Source organism: Clostridium sp. CCUG 7971 (genome assembly GCF_017590215.1).
Lineage (GTDB): Bacteria > Bacillota > Clostridia > Peptostreptococcales > Peptostreptococcaceae > Faecalimicrobium.
Genome location: NZ_JAFFPK010000247.1, coordinates 1 through 545, shown reverse-complemented (window position 1 = coordinate 545; position 545 = coordinate 1). Strand labels below are relative to the sequence as shown.

General features: G+C 28.8%; 1 pseudogene. It reads left to right on the top strand.

Annotated elements, in window-relative coordinates:
• Positions 1-207: 207 nt before the first annotated feature.
• Positions 208-545: pseudogene (locus tag JWF52_RS19575) on the top strand (nitric oxide reductase activation-like protein); the annotation flags it as partial.

Genomic DNA, 545 nt, shown 5'->3' with positions numbered 1-545 from the left:
GCTAATAGAGTTATGATATGTAGATGAAGAAATGGTTAAATAAGATATATGAGAAAATAGAACACTAACTATGGAAAATCATATAAAATAAATCAGAGATAAAAAAGATAGAAAGTAAAAATTGTAGAGGGGTCCATGAGGGATGTAGAATTCATTTTACAGATGGAGTTTTAAGAAGTGAATGTAGTAATGTTGCTCAGATAAAATATGCTACAAGACAAAAAAGAAAATAATATAAGTAAATTTAGAGATAAGGTTAAAACTCATAGAAGAAATATAGCCAAATTAAAGGATAGCTTATCAAGAATATTAATAGAAGAAAGTGAAAGTAGCAGAGTATATTCAGATTGTGGAACAGTATATGCTTCTAGAGCATGGAGAGCATCTAGGAGTAATAATAATAAAATATTTTATAAGGATATAGTCAGCGAAAAAGGAAAGTATGTAATAGATATATTATTAGATGCTAGTGGCTCTCAAAGCAGAAATCAAGCTAATGTTGCAACTCAAGGATATATAATAGCAAGAGCACTAACTATGGTTGG